Below are 16,963 nucleotides of genomic sequence, written 5' to 3' on the forward strand. Positions count from 1 at the left end.
TTGCAAAATATTGTTTAAACAACATCTATGCAATTTAAAAACTTACAGTTAAACAAACCTATTTTAAGAGCCATTTCAGAAAAGGGATATCAGTTAGCTACTCCCGTACAAGAGCAAACAATTCCGTTGGTATTGGATAAAAAGGATGTAATTGCATCTGCGCAAACTGGTACAGGTAAAACAGCAGCTTTTGCATTGCCAATTTTACAGTTGTTGTTTGACAAACAAGATGCGGGTAAAAAAGCTAAAAAAATTAGGGCATTAATTGTAAGCCCAACACGTGAATTAGCCATTCAAATTGAAGATAATTTTAAAACCTACGGTAAATACACCAATTTAAGAACCACAGTTATTTACGGTGGAATTTCTATTGAGCCTCAAAAAGATACTCTTAAAAAAGGAGTTGATATTTTAATTGCAACACCTGGAAGACTCTTAGATTTACACAAACAAGATATTGTTAATTTAGATTATGTTGAAATCTTGGTTTTAGATGAAGCCGACTTAATGTTAGATATGGGTTTTATAAATGATGTAAAAAAAATTGAACGATTATGCCCAAAAGAAAAACAAGTTTTACTGTTTTCTGCAACAATGCCTAGTCGTATAATTGAATTATCAAATTCCATTTTAAAAAACCCTGAAACTATAGATGTGACACCCAAATCATCAGCCGCAGAAAGTGTACATCAAAAGCTGTATTACGTTCCTAAAACTAAAAAAATGGAATTGTGTTTACACCTATTGCGTAATACCATAAAAGGCGATATTCTTATTTTTAGGCGTACCAAATTTGGCGTTGATAAATTAGAGAAAATGCTTCGTAAAAATGGATATAAAGTTAACAGTATTCACGGTGATAAAACTCAAAGCGCTAGAGAAGATGCTTTAAATAAGTTTAAAAATAAACAAGTCAATATTTTAATTGCTACGGATGTTGCTTCTCGTGGAATTGATATTCAAAATTTAGATGCTGTTATTAATTTTGATATGCCAAATGTTCCTGAAATTTACGTTCATAGAATTGGCAGAACAGGTAGAGCTGGTTTAACAGGAAGTTCTCATTCTTTTTGTGCTGCTGATGAAAGAACTTACATTCAAACCATTGAAAAATTAATAGGTACCACTATTCCTGTTGAAAAAGAACACCCTTATCCGTTAGATCCGAAAGCAAAACCAGAAGTATACATAAAAAAAGGAAGTAACCATAAAAAGGGACGAAAATCTGCTGCTTCTAAAAAGAATAAAAAACGTTGGTATTAAAACCACACGATACAATTGTGCGGGAGCGATGGCTGTTTTATTTTACTTATTCCACTCTTTCTGTTCTTTGTCGCTCAAAAAAGTCCAAGCAATAACACGTGTGATTTTATTTCCTTGATGCATTGGAATGGTTTTTATTTCTGTTGCCCCCAGCTTTGTTAATGAATCATACATACTTTGTGCATTTTCTTTTTTTGAAACCAATGTAGTATACCAAAAGCATTGTGTTTTAAACATGGAACTTTCGTACAAATAAGTATGCACAAAAGCTTTTTCTCCTCCTTTATACCACAATTCCTGCTGTTTCCCACTAAAATTTCGTGTTTTAGAATCATTTCTACTTCCTAAACCTTCTAATTTTCGGGCATTTGCTTCCATAGCCTCTTGCTGAGACCTATAAAATGGAGGGTTACACATTACTGCCGAAAATCTGTCTTTTTCATCCAAAATCCCCTTAAGTATTTGTGATGAGTTTGCTTGTTGTTTTAATTCAATAAAATTAGTTAAGTCATTCTTTTTTAGGATTTTATTAGCTCTATCCAATGATTTTTTATCAATATCTGTTCCAACAAATTGCCAACCATATTCAGCATTTCCTAACAACGGATAAATACAACTTGCTCCAGTACCAATATCTAAAATTGAAATATTTTTTTTAATTCCTGAAGATTTTAACAAATCATTTAAATAATGAATATAATCTACTCTACCCGGAATTGGCGGACATAAATTATCACTGGGGAAATCCCAAAAAGTAATATTATAATACTTAAATAGTAAGGCTGTATTTATGGCTTTTACAGCTTCATAATTGGCAAAATCTATAGTTTCTGTTCCAAAATTATTTATAAAAACAAACTCTTTTAATTCTGGATAAACTTCACATAATTCAGTAAAATTATAACCTTTATTATGATAATTTCTTAGATGAAGACGTTTATTATTTCTTTTTTTAGTTTCCATAATTTATATACTTCAACAAAAGTACGCTTTTTAAGTTTTAACATAATTTTATATTTGCAAAACGAATGAATGTTCATTTTGTAAATATTTTTATATATCTTTGCCCAATAATAAAATTTAACGAATGGCTATTAGACAAAAATGTGATAAAAAACGTACTGCTTTATTAAATGCAACACTTCATTTGGTAAACAATCAAGGGTTTCATGCTGCACCAATGTCTAAAATTGCGAAAATGGCTGAAATGTCACCTGCAACTATTTACATTTATTTTGAAAATAAGCAGGATTTAATAAATAAGTTATACTTAGAAGTTAAAAAATCATTTAGCGAATATGCATTTAGTAATTATTCTGAAAATTTATCTATTGAAAAAGGATTCAAATTAATTTGGTATAATATTGCCGATTTTAAATTAAATAAAATTGAAGAAGCTATATTTTTATCTCAATGTGATAATACTCCAATGATTGATGAACAAAGTAGGCAAGAAGGTATTAAACATTTACAACCTTTGTTAGATTTATGGGAACGTGGACAAAAAGAAGGAATTATAAAGTCTCTTTCTCCTTATATTTTATATGCTTTTACAATTTACCCTCTTGCTTTTTTAATGATAAATCAACAACGAAATTTCTGTAAATTAGATAAAATTAAATTGGATGATGCATTTAAATCTGCTTGGAATAGTATAAAAGTTTAAAAAACAACTAACAAAAATAAATAGATTAAATAATATAAATAGAAAATATGGAATTATTAGATAAATTAAATTGGAGATACGCTGCAAAAGCAATGAACGGAGAAAAAGTATCCGAAGAAAAAATTGCCAATATTATTGAAGCTGCACGTTTAGCTCCAACCTCAAGTGGTTTGCAACCCTTTGAAATTATTATTGTAAAAAATCAAAAAATTAAAGAACAAATTAAACCCTTTGCTTGGAATCAATCTGTAATAACCGATTGTTCTCATTTATTAGTATTTGCAGCTTGGGATACTTACACTGCAGACCGTATTAATAAAATGTTCGATTTAACCAATGAAATTAGAGGGTTTAAAAATGAAGGCTGGGAAAATTATCGCCAAATGTTATTAAACAACTATCCTCAAAAAGATGCAGAAGAAAACTTTAACCACGCCGCAAAACAAGCATATATCGCATTTTCAGCTGCAATTATTGCCGCTGCTTATGAAGGTGTTGATACTACGCCAATAGAAGGATTTGAACCTGCTGAAGTTGACAAAATTTTAGGCCTACGTGAAAAAGGATTACGAAGCTGTGTTATGCTTGCAATTGGTTATAGAGATGCTGATTCAGATTGGTTAGTAAACTTGAAAAAAGTGAGAAAATCAACTAAAGATTTAGTAACTATTATTGAATAACAAAATAAAAAACGATGAATAATTTTCAATTTAAAAATCCGACAAAGATTTTATTTGGGAAAAACCAAATTGAAAATCTTACAAACGAAACTCCTAAAAATGCTAAAATATTGCTTCTTTATGGCGGTGGAAGTATTAAAAAAAATGGAATTTACAATCAAGTAATAAAAGCACTTTCCAATTTTGAAGTGATTGAATTTGGAGGAATCCCGGCAAATCCAGAATATGAAGTGCTAATGGATGCCTTAAAAATTATAAAAAAAGAAAACATCACTTTTTTATTAGCTGTAGGAGGAGGCTCTGTTATTGATGGAACTAAATTTTTAGCAGCTGCTGCATTATATAAAGGTGAAGAGCCTTGGAATATTTTAAAAAATAACGAACGAGTTTTTAAAGGATTGCCTTTTGGAACTGTGCTTACATTACCTGCAACAGGTTCAGAAATGAATTCGGGGGCAGTAATTACACGTAAAGAAACCAAAGAAAAATTTGCAATGGGAGGTCCGGGATTGTTTCCTCAATTTTCAATTTTAGACCCACAAGTAGTTGCATCTATTCCTCAACGCCAAATTGCAAATGGTTTAGCCGATGCTTTCACCCATGTTTTAGAACAATATATGACTTATCCTGTAAACGGTCTTTTACAAGATCGTTTAGCTGAAAGCATTTTACAAACCTTAATTGAAGTTGCTCCTAAAATAATGAAAGACACAACGGATTATGATGCTGCAGCAAACTTTATGTGGAGTTGTACTTTAGCTTTAAACGGATTAATTCAACAAGGCGTTCCATCCGATTGGGCAATACATATGATAGGTCATGAATTAACTGCTTTGTATGGTATAGACCATGCTCGTACTTTAGCTATTATAACTGAAAGTCATTACACCTTAAATTTTGAAGATAAAAAGGAAAAACTAGCACAATATGCCGAACGAGTTTGGAACGTTACTGAAGGAACGGCAGAAGAAAAAGCAAAAGCTGGTATTGAAAAAACAACTGCTTTTTTTCAATCTTTAGGAATTAAAACCAAACTTTCAGAATATACAAAAGACTATAAGGGAACAGCAGAACTAATTTCAAAACGTTTTGAAGAACGTGGTTGGAAAGGTTTAGGTGAACATGGAAAAGTAACTCCAAACGATGTTGAAAAAATAGTAAAAATGAGTTATTAATTAATTCCTTATGTTCACTTAAAAACATGAGGCTGTCTAAAAAGTGTCATTCTGAATGTAAATGAAGAATCTCCTTGAAATTAAACACTTATATATCAAGATGTTGAAATTTTTCACTTTGTTTAAAATGACAAGTATGATTGCTTTTTAGACAACCTCTTTATAAAAATATTTATCTATTTTAATTGTCTTTATGTAAAGTTTTATTTACTTTTTGTATGGAAATAATAGATTTTAAAAACGTTGATATTACCAAACTGGTGTAAAAAATTTGGGATAATTGTATTTATCATTTTTTCAATTTTAGGTGATGGAGATGATTTTAATGAAGGTTTTAAATCTGGTTATAATTCTGTTAGCCCTAGTAGAAACCATATCGTTAGCATTCATAAAAAATTAACACCCTTTTCTTCATACTTTGGAGAAAATTTAACACACTTTTTTTAAATTTTAGAGATTCTTGGAATCTTAATTTATATGCTTTCAAAAGAAAAAGTTGAAGACGATTATATCAATAAATTACGTTTAGAATCTTATCAATTGACAGCGATTATTGGATTAGCAGTTTCTATTTTATTATTTTCTTTTACAAAAGATTTAAAGTTAACACTAAATTACTTTATAACTCATTTTTACTATTTCATCTAGTTGTGTTTTTCATTAAAAAAAGGCTTTATTAATGAAAAACCTAGTAAAAGTAGAACGAGCTCGGCTCAATTTAACACAAGCAGATTGAGCTAAAAAATTAGGAGTATCAAGGCAAACGAACGATACATGCAATTGAAAAAAACAAATTCAATCCTTCTGTTACATTAGCTATAAAAATGGCACACTTTTTTAGTGTTACTGTAGAGTATTTATTTGATATTGAAAAATAATTTAATGTATATCCGTTTTTAGTCAGATGGTTAAGACGTCACCCTGAATTTATTTCAGAGTCTCACCTTATTATGTTGATTTACAATCATTATTAGATTCTGAAACAAGTTCAGAATGACGTACATTATAAATTTATGAGTTTTTACGGATATACAAATCATTTATATTGAAAAAGCGTCTTTAGTTTGTTTCAAGCATTTTTGAATCATTTCAATTGCTGTATCAATAGTTGCTGTTTTTGTTCTTATTGAAAGAATTGCCATTCTTATTACAAACTTCCCTTTAATTTTTGTAGAGCTTAAAAATACATCTCCATCATTATGAATAATTTCCATGAGTTTTTTATTAAACTCATTTTCATCAACTTCTTTTGATGGATACCAAAAATAACTCACTGTTAAATCGGGTTTTGGTCCTAATTCAAACCCTATTTCAATCAACTTATTTCTGAAGTATTCTGTAAGCAATAATTTTTCTTCAATACTTGCTATAAAAGGTTTTACTCCGTGTATTTGTAAAGGCAACCACATTCTTAAACCTCTAAAGTGCTTTGTTAATTCAGGCGATACATCCGAAGGGTTTACTTGCATTGTGTCTGATACAGCATCTTGCATATAATCGGCTGTATAATGATGTGAATGAAAAACAGCTTCTTTGTCTTTTATCAATACAGCTCCTATACCATAGGGTAAAAATAATCCTTTATGTGGGTCTACAACCAAAGAATCTGCCATTTCAATTCCTTTAAAAAGATGCTTTCTGTTTTCTGATAAAATAAAGAATCCACCATAAGCTGCATCAATATGATACCATAAATTGAATTTTTTGGCAATACTACCTATTTCTTCTAATGGATCAATTGCTCCAGTATCTGTTGTTCCAGCAGAAGCAATTACTAAAAAAGGGTTCAAGCCTTTTTCTTTATCTTCCTTAATTATAGTTGCTAGTTTACCTGTGTCAATTTTTGAAATGGCATCTAGCTCTAGCAACGTAACATTAACATCTTCCAAACCTATAATTCGTAGTGCTTTATGAATACAATGATGTGCCTGCGGACTTAAATAAATAACACTTTTTTGTGTTTTTTCATTTTTAATTTGGTATTTATCTCTCGCTGCTGTTAAAGCTATTAAATTTGCAATTGAGCCACCTGATGTAAGGTTACCGACAGCTTTTTTTGGAAACCCAAAAATATTTTTCATCCAATTCAAGAGTTCGTTTTCAATAGTAACTGCCCCAGGAGAAGCGTAATACATTCCGGCATATTCATTGGTAACACTTGCTAAAAAATCTCCAATTGCAGCTACGTATATACCTCCTCCGGGCACATAACCTAAATGTTTTCCAGATGCAGGCTTGATACCTTTTAACACAACTTCTGAATTAAAATCAGCCAATAATTCCTTTAAATTTTTCTTGTTTTCTTGAATTGATAATTTCTCAATATTTGGATTCTCATTAACGTATGCAGGATAATTTGCTAAGTTCTCAAGAAAATTATTGATAAATTCTTGAACATCTTGATTTATACTTTCCCGTTCTTTAAGTGACGGATTTAATTCTTTAGAAACTTTTTCTAAAGCAGCAATTTTATTAACTAAACTATCCATAACTACTCTTTTTGCTTTTTCCCACTAACTACAATAACAAATTCACCTTTGGGTGGTTTTGTTGTGAAATACTCAACAACTTCTGAAACAGTTCCTCTAATTGTTTCTTCGTACAATTTGGTTAACTCTCTTGAAACTGAAATTAAACGATTATTTCCAAAATATTCTTCAAAATGAGTCAATGTTTTTAGTAATTTATGAGGAGATTCATAAAAAATCATCGTTCTAGTTTCTTCAGCTAATAACAGTAAACGTGTTTGTCGTCCTTTCTTTACAGGTAAAAAGCCTTCAAACACAAATTTATCGTTTGGCAAACCACTATTTACAAGTGCGGGAACAAAAGCTGTTGCGCCAGGTAAACATTCAATCTCAACATCATTTTCTATACAAGCGCGTGTTAATAAAAATCCTGGATCGGAGATTGCAGGTGTACCAGCATCAGAAATTAAAGCAATATTATCACCATTTTTAATGCGTTGTACAATATTAGCAACCGTTTTATGTTCGTTGTGCATATGGTGGCTGTGCATATGAGTTGTAATTTCAAAGTGTTTTAATAATTTACCACTGGTACGCGTATCTTCAGCTAAAATTAAATCAACTTCTTTTAAAACTTTAATCGCTCTTAACGTAATATCTTCTAAATTTCCAATGGGTGTTGGTACTAAATAAAGTTTTGACATATTATATGTTTTCGAATGTTTCAACGGTTAAATTATTGATTACATTTCCGGTGTGTTTAATGGCTAGAGGTTCAAATAATAAAACGTGAACTTCTTCTTTTGCAATTGGTTTATGTTCAACACCTTTTGGAATAATAACGATTTCTCCTTCATTTAACTCCACTATTTTATCTCTAAATTCAATAATTAAACGACCCTTTATAATATGAAAAAGTTCATCTTCGTTTTCATGAGTATGCCAAATAAATTCACCTTTTAATTTGGCTAACAATAGCTGTTGCCCGTTTAATTCTCCAATTTTTTTAGGAGTCCAGTGTTCATTAAACAGTTTGAATTTTTCAGAAATATTAATTGGTTTCATTCGCCAAATTTTATGTTTTAATTAGTAAGATAGAATTTGCCAATTATTACCTCCAATTGATTTTGAAATTATATTTGGCTCATTTTGTTTTACAAAAATACAAAGAATTTTGCGTTAAGGATAGCAGCATTTGTTTGAGCTCTTTTTATGCTTCTTTTGGCATAAAAAAGCGAGTGCTGTTAGCCTGACATTTGCTTTTGCAAATGGAACGCCCAAAAAAAAACACTTATCTGTACAATCTATGTTGGAAATCCTTAAATTTGCACTTTCTTTTTATTTTTAAACAACAAAAATGTATAGAACACATACGAACGGAGAGTTACGATTGACAAATATAGGTGAGCAAGTTACCTTAACCGGATGGGTACAAAAAACACGAGATAAAGGGTTTATGATGTGGGTTGATTTGCGCGATCGCTACGGTATAACTCAATTGATTTTTGATGAAGAACGTACACCTAAAGAAATGATGGCAAAAGCCAAAACCTTAGGTCGCGAATTTGTAATTCAAGTTAAAGGTGAAGTTATTGAACGTATTTCTAAAAATAAAAATATTGAAACAGGTGAGATTGAAATATTAGTGAAAGAACTAACTGTTTTAAACAAATCTATTACACCTCCTTTTACTATTGAAGATGAAACTGATGGTGGTGACGAATTGAGAATGAAATATCGTTACCTTGATATACGAAGAAACCCTGTAAAGAACAACTTAATTTTTAGGCATAAGGTAGCTATTGAAGTTCGTAAATACCTTTCTGATAACGATTTTATTGAAGTTGAAACTCCTGTTTTAATTAAATCTACTCCTGAAGGTGCTCGTGATTTTGTGGTGCCAAGTAGAATGAATGAGGGACAGTTTTACGCATTGCCACAATCTCCTCAAACTTTCAAGCAATTATTAATGGTTGGAGGAATGGATAAATATTTTCAGATTGTAAAATGTTTTAGAGATGAGGATTTACGTGCTGATAGACAACCAGAATTTACTCAAATTGACTGTGAAATGGCTTTTGTTGAGCAAGAAGATATTTTAAATACTTTTGAAGGTTTAACACGTCATTTACTGAAAGAAATAAATGGTGTTGAGGTTGCTAAATTTCCAAGAATGACCTACGATGAAGCGATGAAAAAATATGGGAACGACAAACCCGATATTAGATTTGGAATGGAGTTTGGTGAGTTAAACGAAGTAACTCAACACAAAGATTTTGGTATATTTAACAATGCTGAATTGGTTGTTGGAATAGCTGTACCGGGAGGAAATAAATTCACAAGAAAAGAAATTGACAACTTAATTAAATGGATAAAACGCCCTCAAGTTGGTGCTTTAGGAATGATTTATGCTCGCTGTAATGAAGATGGCACTTTTAAATCATCGGTCGATAAATTTTACAATCAAGAAGATTTGGCTGAATGGGCTAAAATTACAGGTGCAAAAGCAGGTGATTTAATTTGTGTTTTATCTGGAGATATTGATAAAGTTCGCACACAATTAAGTGCTTTACGTATGGAATTAGCGGAACGTTTAGGATTGCGTAACCCAAAAGAATTTGCACCATTATGGGTGGTTGATTTTCCATTGTTAGAATGGGATGAAGAAACAAAACGTTACCACGCAATGCACCATCCGTTTACATCTCCGAAACCTGAAGATATGGCTTTGTTAGATACTGACCCTGGGAAAGTACGTGCCAATGCGTATGATATGGTGTTGAATGGAAATGAAATTGGTGGTGGCTCTATACGTATTCACGATAAAGAAACACAAGCTTTAATGTTCAATCATTTAGGGTTTACACCTGAACAGGCTAAAGAACAATTTGGATTTTTAATGAATGCTTTTGAATATGGTGCGCCTCCACACGGCGGACTAGCATTTGGATTGGATAGGTTAGTTGCTATTTTAGGCGGACAAGAAACCATACGTGATTTTATTGCTTTCCCAAAAAACAATAGCGGTCGTGATGTTATGATTGATGCTCCTTCAAAAATTGATGATGAACAATTAAAAGAGTTACATTTGAAAATAAATTTGTAAAGAATATTTCTAATTATGGGAACTAAAGTCCATAAAAAATTAAATGAACTAGCAGCAACAGCAATTTGTGGTAATGATATTAGTTCTTCTGTATTGTATGTTTCAGCTTTGGCTATAGCATTTGCTGGTCAATATGCTTGGATTACATTACTTATTGTATCATTAGTGTTGTTTTTATTTCGAAAAATTTATGGAGAAGTTGTTGGTGCATTACCTTTAAATGGAGGAGCATACAATGCCTTACTAAATACTACAAGTAAAGGTATGGCGTCTTTTGCTGCTGCATTAACATTACTTTCCTATATGGCTACAGCTGTAATTTCGGCAAATGAAGCCATTCACTATTTACACCATTTAATTCCATCTATGCCAATAATTATTGCAACAATTGTATTGCTTGCTATATTTGCATCTCTTACTATTGGTGGAATAACCGAATCTGCCAAGGTAGCTATAGGGATTTTCTTATTTCACTTATCATCATTGGTAATTTTAAGTGCATTTATTATTTATTATTTAAGTAACAATGGAATTGGATTATTTCTAGAGAATTGGCACTTTTCAGGAAATGGAGGTAGTATTTCCAATGCTATCTTTTTTGGTTTTGCAGCCTCAATGTTAGGCGTGTCTGGGTTTGAAAGTTCTGCTAATTTTGTTGAAGAGCAACAAAAAGGTGTTTTCCCAAAAACATTAAAAAATATGTGGTCTATAGTAAGCATTATAAATCCGCTTATGGCAATATTTGCATTGGCTTTGTTTACAATTCCTATACTGCAAAGCCCTGAATATCAAAATACATTATTGGTAGAAATGGGAAAACACGTTGGTGGTAAATGGGTAGCTGTTTTAATATCAATTGATGCTTTTTTAGTTTTGAGTGGAGCTGTTCTTACAAGTTTTGTAGGAGTGTCTGGATTATTAGAACGTATGACTTTAGATAGAATTTTACCTCAATTTTTCTTAAAGAAGAATAAAAAAGGGAGCTCTTACAGAATCATATTAATGTTTTTCTTTTTATCCATATCCGTATTACTTATTACCAATGGTAATGTAAAATTATTGGCTGGTGTTTATACTATTTCATTTTTATCAGTGATGGTTTTATTTGGAGTAGGTAATATTTTATTAAAAGTTAAAAGAAGTAAATTACCTAGACCAGAAAAAGCTTCTTGGCTTGCTGTTATAATTGCAATTAGCGCTGTTGGATTGGCTCTTATTGGGAATATAATTATGAAACCTAAAGATGGTTTACCAAGTAATTTAACAATCTTCCTCGACTACTTTATACCAACCATTCTTTTTATTGTTTTTATGCTAAATAGAACTGTTTTACTAACATTCTTATTAAATGTAATGCATACTATTTTTGATCCTGTTCGTAATTTTGTTTTAAAAACTGATAAAAAAATATTAAAGACCATTAACAAAATAAATTCACAAGAATTTGTATTTTTTACTAAAGGTGATAAAATATCTACGCTAAATAAAGTGATGCTTTACATCTTAAAAAATGAGCATACTAAAAAAATTAAAATTGTTATAGCTTTAGAAAAAGGACAAAAAGTACCCGAAAATTTACCACAAGAAATAGATTTTCTAGATAGAGAATATCCTGAAATAGCTATTGAATTTTTAGTTGTTGAAGGAAAATTTAGTCCAGAACTTATTAAAGAACTTTCAAAAAAGTGGGGCATTCCTATTAACTTTATGTTTATTGGGTCACCAAGTGATAAATTCCCTTATAAAATTGAAGAATTAGGAGGGGTCAGATTAATAATATAAAAAGACTTTGTCTTCCAGTCTATTTAACTTTAATTAAAATTCATGACTTTTTATCATGCTGATTTTCAAAGTATTTGTACATTTGTTAACGTTTTATTCTAAATGCATGTGTATCCAATTTTAAAACTACAACCATTTATAATTATGTTTTTGAATGATTCTATTCAACTAAATACCGTAAAAAAATCAATAAAAGAAAAGTGTTGTAAAAAGCATTTAGAGGAAGGTAAAAAAAAAATAAAAACTGCTCTAATTTATCAACTTAATGTCTTTATTTTGATACTTTTGCACTTTCTTTTTTATAAAAACAAAAATGTTAACTAGTCCTAAAATTTTATTTCGTAAATTTTTAAAATGGAGATACCAACATATTTCTAATAAACAATTTACAAACATTGCTAGTGCTGTTATAGGTTTATTAGCTGGTTTAGGGGCTGTTGTTTTAAAAAATATTACTCACTTTATACAGCGTTTATTAGAAGGTGAATTTATTAGAGATATTCATCAGGCTTTTTACTTTATATTTCCAATTATAGGATTATTAGTAGTTTTATTTGTAATTAAGTATTTGGTAAAGAAAAAGGTAGGGCATGGAATTCCTTCAACTTTATATGCTATTTCCAAACAAAAAGGAATTATGTCTAGGCATCAAATGTGGGCATCTTTAATTACAGCACCATTAACCGTTGGTTTTGGAGGTTCCGTTGGATTAGAAGGACCAACTGTAGCTACTGGAGCCGCATTAGGTTCTAATTTTGCACGATTATTTCATCTAAATCAAACTACCCGAACATTGTTAATTGGAGCTGCTGCTGCAGGAGCCATGTCATCAATTTTTAAAGCTCCTATTGCTGCCATTGTTTTTGCTGTTGAAATATTTAGTTTAGAGCTAACTTTAGCTTCAATGATTCCTTTATTACTAGCATCTATTACTGCTATTTTAACTTCTTATTTCTTTTTAGGAGATGATGTGCTACTCCATTTTCAAATACAAGATAAATTTATTTTAAATGATGTTTTGTTTTATGTTTTTTTAGGTGTTGTAACCGCTACAATTTCAATTTATTTTAGTAAAACGTATTTCGCTATAGGTAATAAGTTCAAACAATTTAAAAGCCCTTATAAAAGGCTTTTAATTGGAGGTTTTTTAATAGGTATAATGGTTTATTTTGTACCTCCTCTTTTTGGTGAAGGGTACGAAACTATCAATAATATTTTAAAGGGTAATGTTGGAAATGTTATTGTAAATAATATTTTTCAGACAGAAATAAGTAATATTTGGATTATTATATTACTGCTTATAGGGCTAATTATTTTCAAAGTAGTTGCCATGTCTTTTACATTTGGAGCAGGAGGTATAGGTGGTGTTTTTGCTCCAACTCTTTTTACAGGAAGTATTTCGGGATATGTATTTGCAGTAATTGTAAATTATAGTAGCTTCTTTAGCCACCAATTATCTTTAACCAATTTTGCTATGGTTGGCATGGCAGGTTTAATGGCTGGAGTATTACAAGCTCCATTAACAGCCATCTTTTTAATTGCAGAAATCACAGGTGGTTATGAACTTTTTGTCCCTTTAATGATTGTTGCCTCTATTTCTTTTATAATTACAAAAATATATGTTCCTCATAATATTTATGCTGCTGAACTAGCTAGAAGAGGAGAATTAATAACTCACGATAAAGATAAAAATGTTTTAATGATGTTAGATTTAGATAAACTAATTGAAACTAATTTTGTTTTATTATATCCTGAAATGACCTTAGGAGAAGTTGTAAATAATGCCGTTGTAAAATCATCACGTAATCATTTTCCTGTAGTTAATGAAGCACATGAATTTTTAGGAATACTTACATTAAATGATATTAGAACTATTATGTTTGATAAAGATTTATATGATAAAGTGAAGGTTAGAAGTTTAATGCATAGCGCATCAGATATTATTTATTATGAAAAAGATTCTGCAGAAGAAATTTTAAATAAATTTAAAATGAGTGGCGCTTGGAATTTGGTAGTTCTTAAAAACGGCAAATACTTTGGTTTTATGTCAAAATCTCGTTTACTAACGGCCTACAGAAGAAAATTAATTAATGTTACAGCCAATTTATAACTTTTATTAATTTTGCAACAACTAATAAAAACACTTTCTTTATGAAATATCTTTTAGCCTTTCTTTTAGTACTTATCTTAGGAATATTAGGCTATGGTTTTTACCTTAAAAGCATAGGAAATACCAATAGTGAACTTGTTATTGGGCTAAGTGTTACTGCAATTGCATTTATATATATGCCCTTGTTTATTTACCACAGGTATAAAAACAAAAAAATAAGCGATTTTACCTTTGAAAAATTTAAAAAAGATTTAGAAAACAGAAGTAAATAACTTTCGTTTATTTAATTTAAATTACGTTTTTCAATAAAAAAACGTTTTAAAAGGCTGGCTGATTCTTCTTCTAAAATACCTCCCAAAACCTTTGTTTTAGGATGTAAAGTTGTTTTTAAAGCCAAAAACCCTCTTTTTTTTTCAGAAGCACCATATACAATTTTCCCTATTTGAGTCCAATAACTTGCACCTGCACACATTTGACAAGGTTCTAATGTTACGTATAAAGTACACTCTTTTAAATATTTTCCCCCTAAAAAATCTGAAGCAGCTGTAAAAGCCTGCATTTCAGCATGTGCAGTAACATCATTTAGCGTTTCAGTTAAATTGTGAGCTCTTGCAATAACTTGATTATTCATAACAATAACAGCTCCAATAGGCACTTCATTTTTATCAAAGGCCAATTGTGCTTCTTGCAAAGCTCTTTTCATAAAATAAATATCATCAAAAGGGTTTATCATACTTCAAAAGTAATTTTTTTAATTCAACGTACAATTTAAATATTGTAATTTTGTAATGAATGAACCGAGCAATACAAATTTTGATACCTATAAAAATTATGAATAGTGAACACCATCTGTTACCTTTAAAAAATAAAGTTTGAACAGATGAAGCCTAATTTATTAAATCATATTAATAATCCTGAAGATTTACGAACTCTTAATCGAAATCAACTTCCTCAAGTTGCGAAAGAATTACGTAATTTTATTATTGATGTTGTTGCAACAAAAGAAGGGCATTTAGGTGCAAGCTTGGGTGTAGTTGAATTGACTATTGCTTTACATTATGTTTTTAACACTCCTGAAGATCTTTTAATTTGGGATGTTGGTCATCAAGCATACGGACATAAAATTTTAACTGAAAGACGAGAACAATTTTATACAAACAGGCAATTAGGTGGAATTGCAGGTTTTCCAAACAGAAAAGAAAGTGTTTATGATGCTTTTGGAACTGGGCACTCATCAACATCAATTTCGGCTGCGTTGGGGATGGCTATTGCTTCAAAATTAAAAGGTGATTTTAAAAAACAACATATTGCAGTTATTGGAGATGCTTCTATTGCAAGCGGAATGGCTTTTGAAGGATTAAACCATGCGGGCGTTACTGATGCTAATTTACTGATAATTTTGAATGATAATGCTATGGGAATTGACCCAAGTGTTGGTGCTTTAAAAAACTACTTCACCAATGTAAAAGCTGGTAAAAAAGTTCGGAAAAACAACATTATAGAAGCATTAAACTTTAACTATTCTGGCCCTATTGACGGGCATAATATTGATGCTATTATTAAAGAATTAGAACGATTAAAAACCATAAAAGGTCCTAAATTTTTACATATTATTACCACAAAAGGAAAAGGTTTAGAGCAAGCAGAGCAAGATCAAGTAACCTATCACGCACCCGGGAAATTTAATAAGGTTACGGGTGAACTAATTTCTAAAAACAATACACTCCAGCCTCCAAAATTTCAAGATGTTTTTGGTGAAACCATTGTTGAATTAGCCAAAAAGAATATTAAAATAGTTGGTATAACACCTGCTATGCCAACAGGAAGTTCTTTAAAAATAATGCTTGATGTGTTGCCTGAAAGAGCCTTTGATGTTGGTATTGCAGAACAACATGCAGTTACTTTAGCTGCCGGAATGGCAACTCAAGGTTTAATTCCTTTTTGTACTATTTATTCTACTTTTTTACAACGTGCTTACGACCAAATAATTCATGATGTTGCTTTGCAAAATTTACCCGTTATTTTTTGTATTGATAGAGCTGGAATAGTTGGTGAAGACGGTGCTACCCATCATGGCGTTTTTGATATTGCTTACTTACGTTGTATTCCAAACGTAGTGATTTTTGCTCCTTTGAATGAACTAGAATTACGTAATATGATGTACACCGCTCAATTAGGAATAAATTTTCCATTAGCTATTCGTTACCCAAGAGGAAGGGGAACTATTATTGATTGGAAACAACCTTTTTTAACCGTTGAAATTGGTAAAGGGGAATGTATTTCAGAAGGAAATGAAATAGCGGTTTTAAGTATTGGAACCATTGGCAATACTATTATGGAGGTGCAAAAAGAACTTCCTCTACATAAAATTGCACATTACAATATGCGTTTTGTAAAACCTTTAGACTCTCTCTTATTGCATAAAATATTTCAAAAATTTAACACTATTATTACCATTGAAGATGGAACAATTAAAGGTGGTTTTGGAAGTGCTATTTTAGAGTTTTCTCAGCAACAAAACTATATTAATAAAACAATAAAGCAACTTGGTATTCCCGATAATTTTGTGGAACATGGTAAAGTTGATGTATTATTTGATAATCTTCATTTATCAAAAGAAAAGATTAAAGAATTTTTATTGAAATTATAATAGGTATCACCCATTGTGTATGCTGAATCAAATTTTCTAATTTCAAAATAGTTCTCGATACAA

General features: G+C 30.6%; 17 protein-coding genes. 12 read left to right on the forward strand and 5 right to left on the reverse strand.

The window, feature by feature from the left end; translation table 11 throughout:
• The first annotated feature begins 27 nt into the window (after positions 1-27).
• Positions 28-1,263, forward strand: a complete 1,236-nt coding sequence (locus tag Lupro_RS07920) for a DEAD/DEAH box helicase (protein ID WP_068208379.1) — start codon at positions 28-30, stop codon at positions 1,261-1,263.
• Positions 1,264-1,305: 42 nt separating this feature from the next.
• Here Lupro_RS07920 and rlmF read toward each other — a convergent pair whose 3' ends face one another.
• Positions 1,306-2,226: a 23S rRNA (adenine(1618)-N(6))-methyltransferase RlmF gene (rlmF, locus tag Lupro_RS07925; RefSeq protein WP_068208382.1), complete on the reverse strand. Its 921-nt coding sequence runs from the start codon at positions 2,224-2,226 to the stop codon at positions 1,306-1,308.
• A 124-nt stretch (positions 2,227-2,350) separates the two neighbouring features.
• Here rlmF and Lupro_RS07930 point away from each other — a divergent pair, with 124 nt between their 5' ends.
• From Lupro_RS07930 to Lupro_RS13705, 6 genes are all read left to right on the forward strand, one after another.
• The gene (locus Lupro_RS07930; protein WP_068208390.1) at positions 2,351-2,929 is read left to right on the forward strand and encodes a TetR/AcrR family transcriptional regulator; all 579 of its coding nucleotides are present in this window, start codon (positions 2,351-2,353) and stop codon (positions 2,927-2,929) included.
• A 47-nt stretch (positions 2,930-2,976) separates the two neighbouring features.
• A complete protein-coding gene (locus Lupro_RS07935; protein WP_068208393.1) occupies positions 2,977-3,609 on the forward strand; it encodes a nitroreductase family protein in 633 nt (210 codons plus the stop codon).
• A gap of 14 nt (positions 3,610-3,623) precedes the next feature.
• Positions 3,624-4,784: an iron-containing alcohol dehydrogenase gene (locus Lupro_RS07940; protein ID WP_068208396.1), complete on the forward strand. Its 1,161-nt coding sequence runs from the start codon at positions 3,624-3,626 to the stop codon at positions 4,782-4,784.
• Positions 4,785-5,027: 243 nt separating this feature from the next.
• A complete protein-coding gene (locus Lupro_RS07945; RefSeq protein ID WP_068208399.1) occupies positions 5,028-5,231 on the forward strand; it encodes a hypothetical protein in 204 nt (67 codons plus the stop codon).
• A gap of 30 nt (positions 5,232-5,261) precedes the next feature.
• A complete protein-coding gene (locus Lupro_RS13535) occupies positions 5,262-5,432 on the forward strand; it encodes a hypothetical protein (RefSeq protein ID WP_158499556.1) in 171 nt (56 codons plus the stop codon).
• 131 nt (positions 5,433-5,563) lie between these two features.
• Complete coding sequence (locus Lupro_RS13705; protein WP_237049965.1) at positions 5,564-5,662, forward strand: hypothetical protein; 99 nt, start codon at positions 5,564-5,566, stop codon at positions 5,660-5,662.
• Between the two features lie 162 nt (positions 5,663-5,824).
• On the opposite strand, the gene Lupro_RS07950 is transcribed toward Lupro_RS13705, so the two are convergent.
• Genes Lupro_RS07950 through Lupro_RS07960 form a run of 3 tightly spaced genes read right to left on the reverse strand, consistent with a single transcriptional unit; the run spans position 5,825 to position 8,317 of the window.
• Positions 5,825-7,273, reverse strand: coding sequence for a pyridoxal phosphate-dependent decarboxylase family protein (locus Lupro_RS07950; protein ID WP_068208402.1), 1,449 nt, complete (start codon positions 7,271-7,273; stop codon positions 5,825-5,827).
• A gap of 2 nt (positions 7,274-7,275) precedes the next feature.
• The gene (rsmI, locus tag Lupro_RS07955) at positions 7,276-7,956 is read right to left on the reverse strand and encodes a 16S rRNA (cytidine(1402)-2'-O)-methyltransferase (protein ID WP_068208405.1); all 681 of its coding nucleotides are present in this window, start codon (positions 7,954-7,956) and stop codon (positions 7,276-7,278) included.
• A gap of 1 nt (position 7,957) precedes the next feature.
• Positions 7,958-8,317, reverse strand: coding sequence for a cupin domain-containing protein (locus Lupro_RS07960; protein WP_068208408.1), 360 nt, complete (start codon positions 8,315-8,317; stop codon positions 7,958-7,960).
• Between the two features lie 292 nt (positions 8,318-8,609).
• Here Lupro_RS07960 and aspS point away from each other — a divergent pair, with 292 nt between their 5' ends.
• From aspS to Lupro_RS07985, 4 genes are all read left to right on the forward strand, one after another.
• Positions 8,610-10,358: an aspartate--tRNA ligase gene (gene aspS / locus Lupro_RS07965; RefSeq protein WP_068208412.1), complete on the forward strand. Its 1,749-nt coding sequence runs from the start codon at positions 8,610-8,612 to the stop codon at positions 10,356-10,358.
• 15 nt (positions 10,359-10,373) lie between these two features.
• Positions 10,374-12,140 carry an APC family permease gene (locus Lupro_RS07970; RefSeq protein ID WP_068208414.1) on the forward strand — a complete coding sequence of 589 codons (1,767 nt, stop codon included), beginning with the start codon at positions 10,374-10,376 and terminating at the stop codon, positions 12,138-12,140.
• Positions 12,141-12,453: 313 nt separating this feature from the next.
• Positions 12,454-14,250, forward strand: coding sequence for a chloride channel protein (locus tag Lupro_RS07980; protein ID WP_068208419.1), 1,797 nt, complete (start codon positions 12,454-12,456; stop codon positions 14,248-14,250).
• Between the two features lie 41 nt (positions 14,251-14,291).
• Positions 14,292-14,522: a hypothetical protein gene (locus tag Lupro_RS07985; RefSeq protein ID WP_068208422.1), complete on the forward strand. Its 231-nt coding sequence runs from the start codon at positions 14,292-14,294 to the stop codon at positions 14,520-14,522.
• An 11-nt stretch (positions 14,523-14,533) separates the two neighbouring features.
• Here Lupro_RS07985 and Lupro_RS07990 read toward each other — a convergent pair whose 3' ends face one another.
• Positions 14,534-14,983, reverse strand: a complete 450-nt coding sequence (locus Lupro_RS07990; protein WP_068208425.1) for a nucleoside deaminase — start codon at positions 14,981-14,983, stop codon at positions 14,534-14,536.
• 147 nt (positions 14,984-15,130) lie between these two features.
• Here Lupro_RS07990 and dxs point away from each other — a divergent pair, with 147 nt between their 5' ends.
• The gene (gene dxs / locus Lupro_RS07995) at positions 15,131-16,900 is read left to right on the forward strand and encodes a 1-deoxy-D-xylulose-5-phosphate synthase (RefSeq protein ID WP_068208429.1); all 1,770 of its coding nucleotides are present in this window, start codon (positions 15,131-15,133) and stop codon (positions 16,898-16,900) included.
• The last annotated feature ends 63 nt before the right edge of the window (positions 16,901-16,963 follow it).

It is taken from the genome of Lutibacter profundi, assembly GCF_001543325.1.
Lineage (GTDB): Bacteria > Bacteroidota > Bacteroidia > Flavobacteriales > Flavobacteriaceae > Lutibacter > Lutibacter profundi.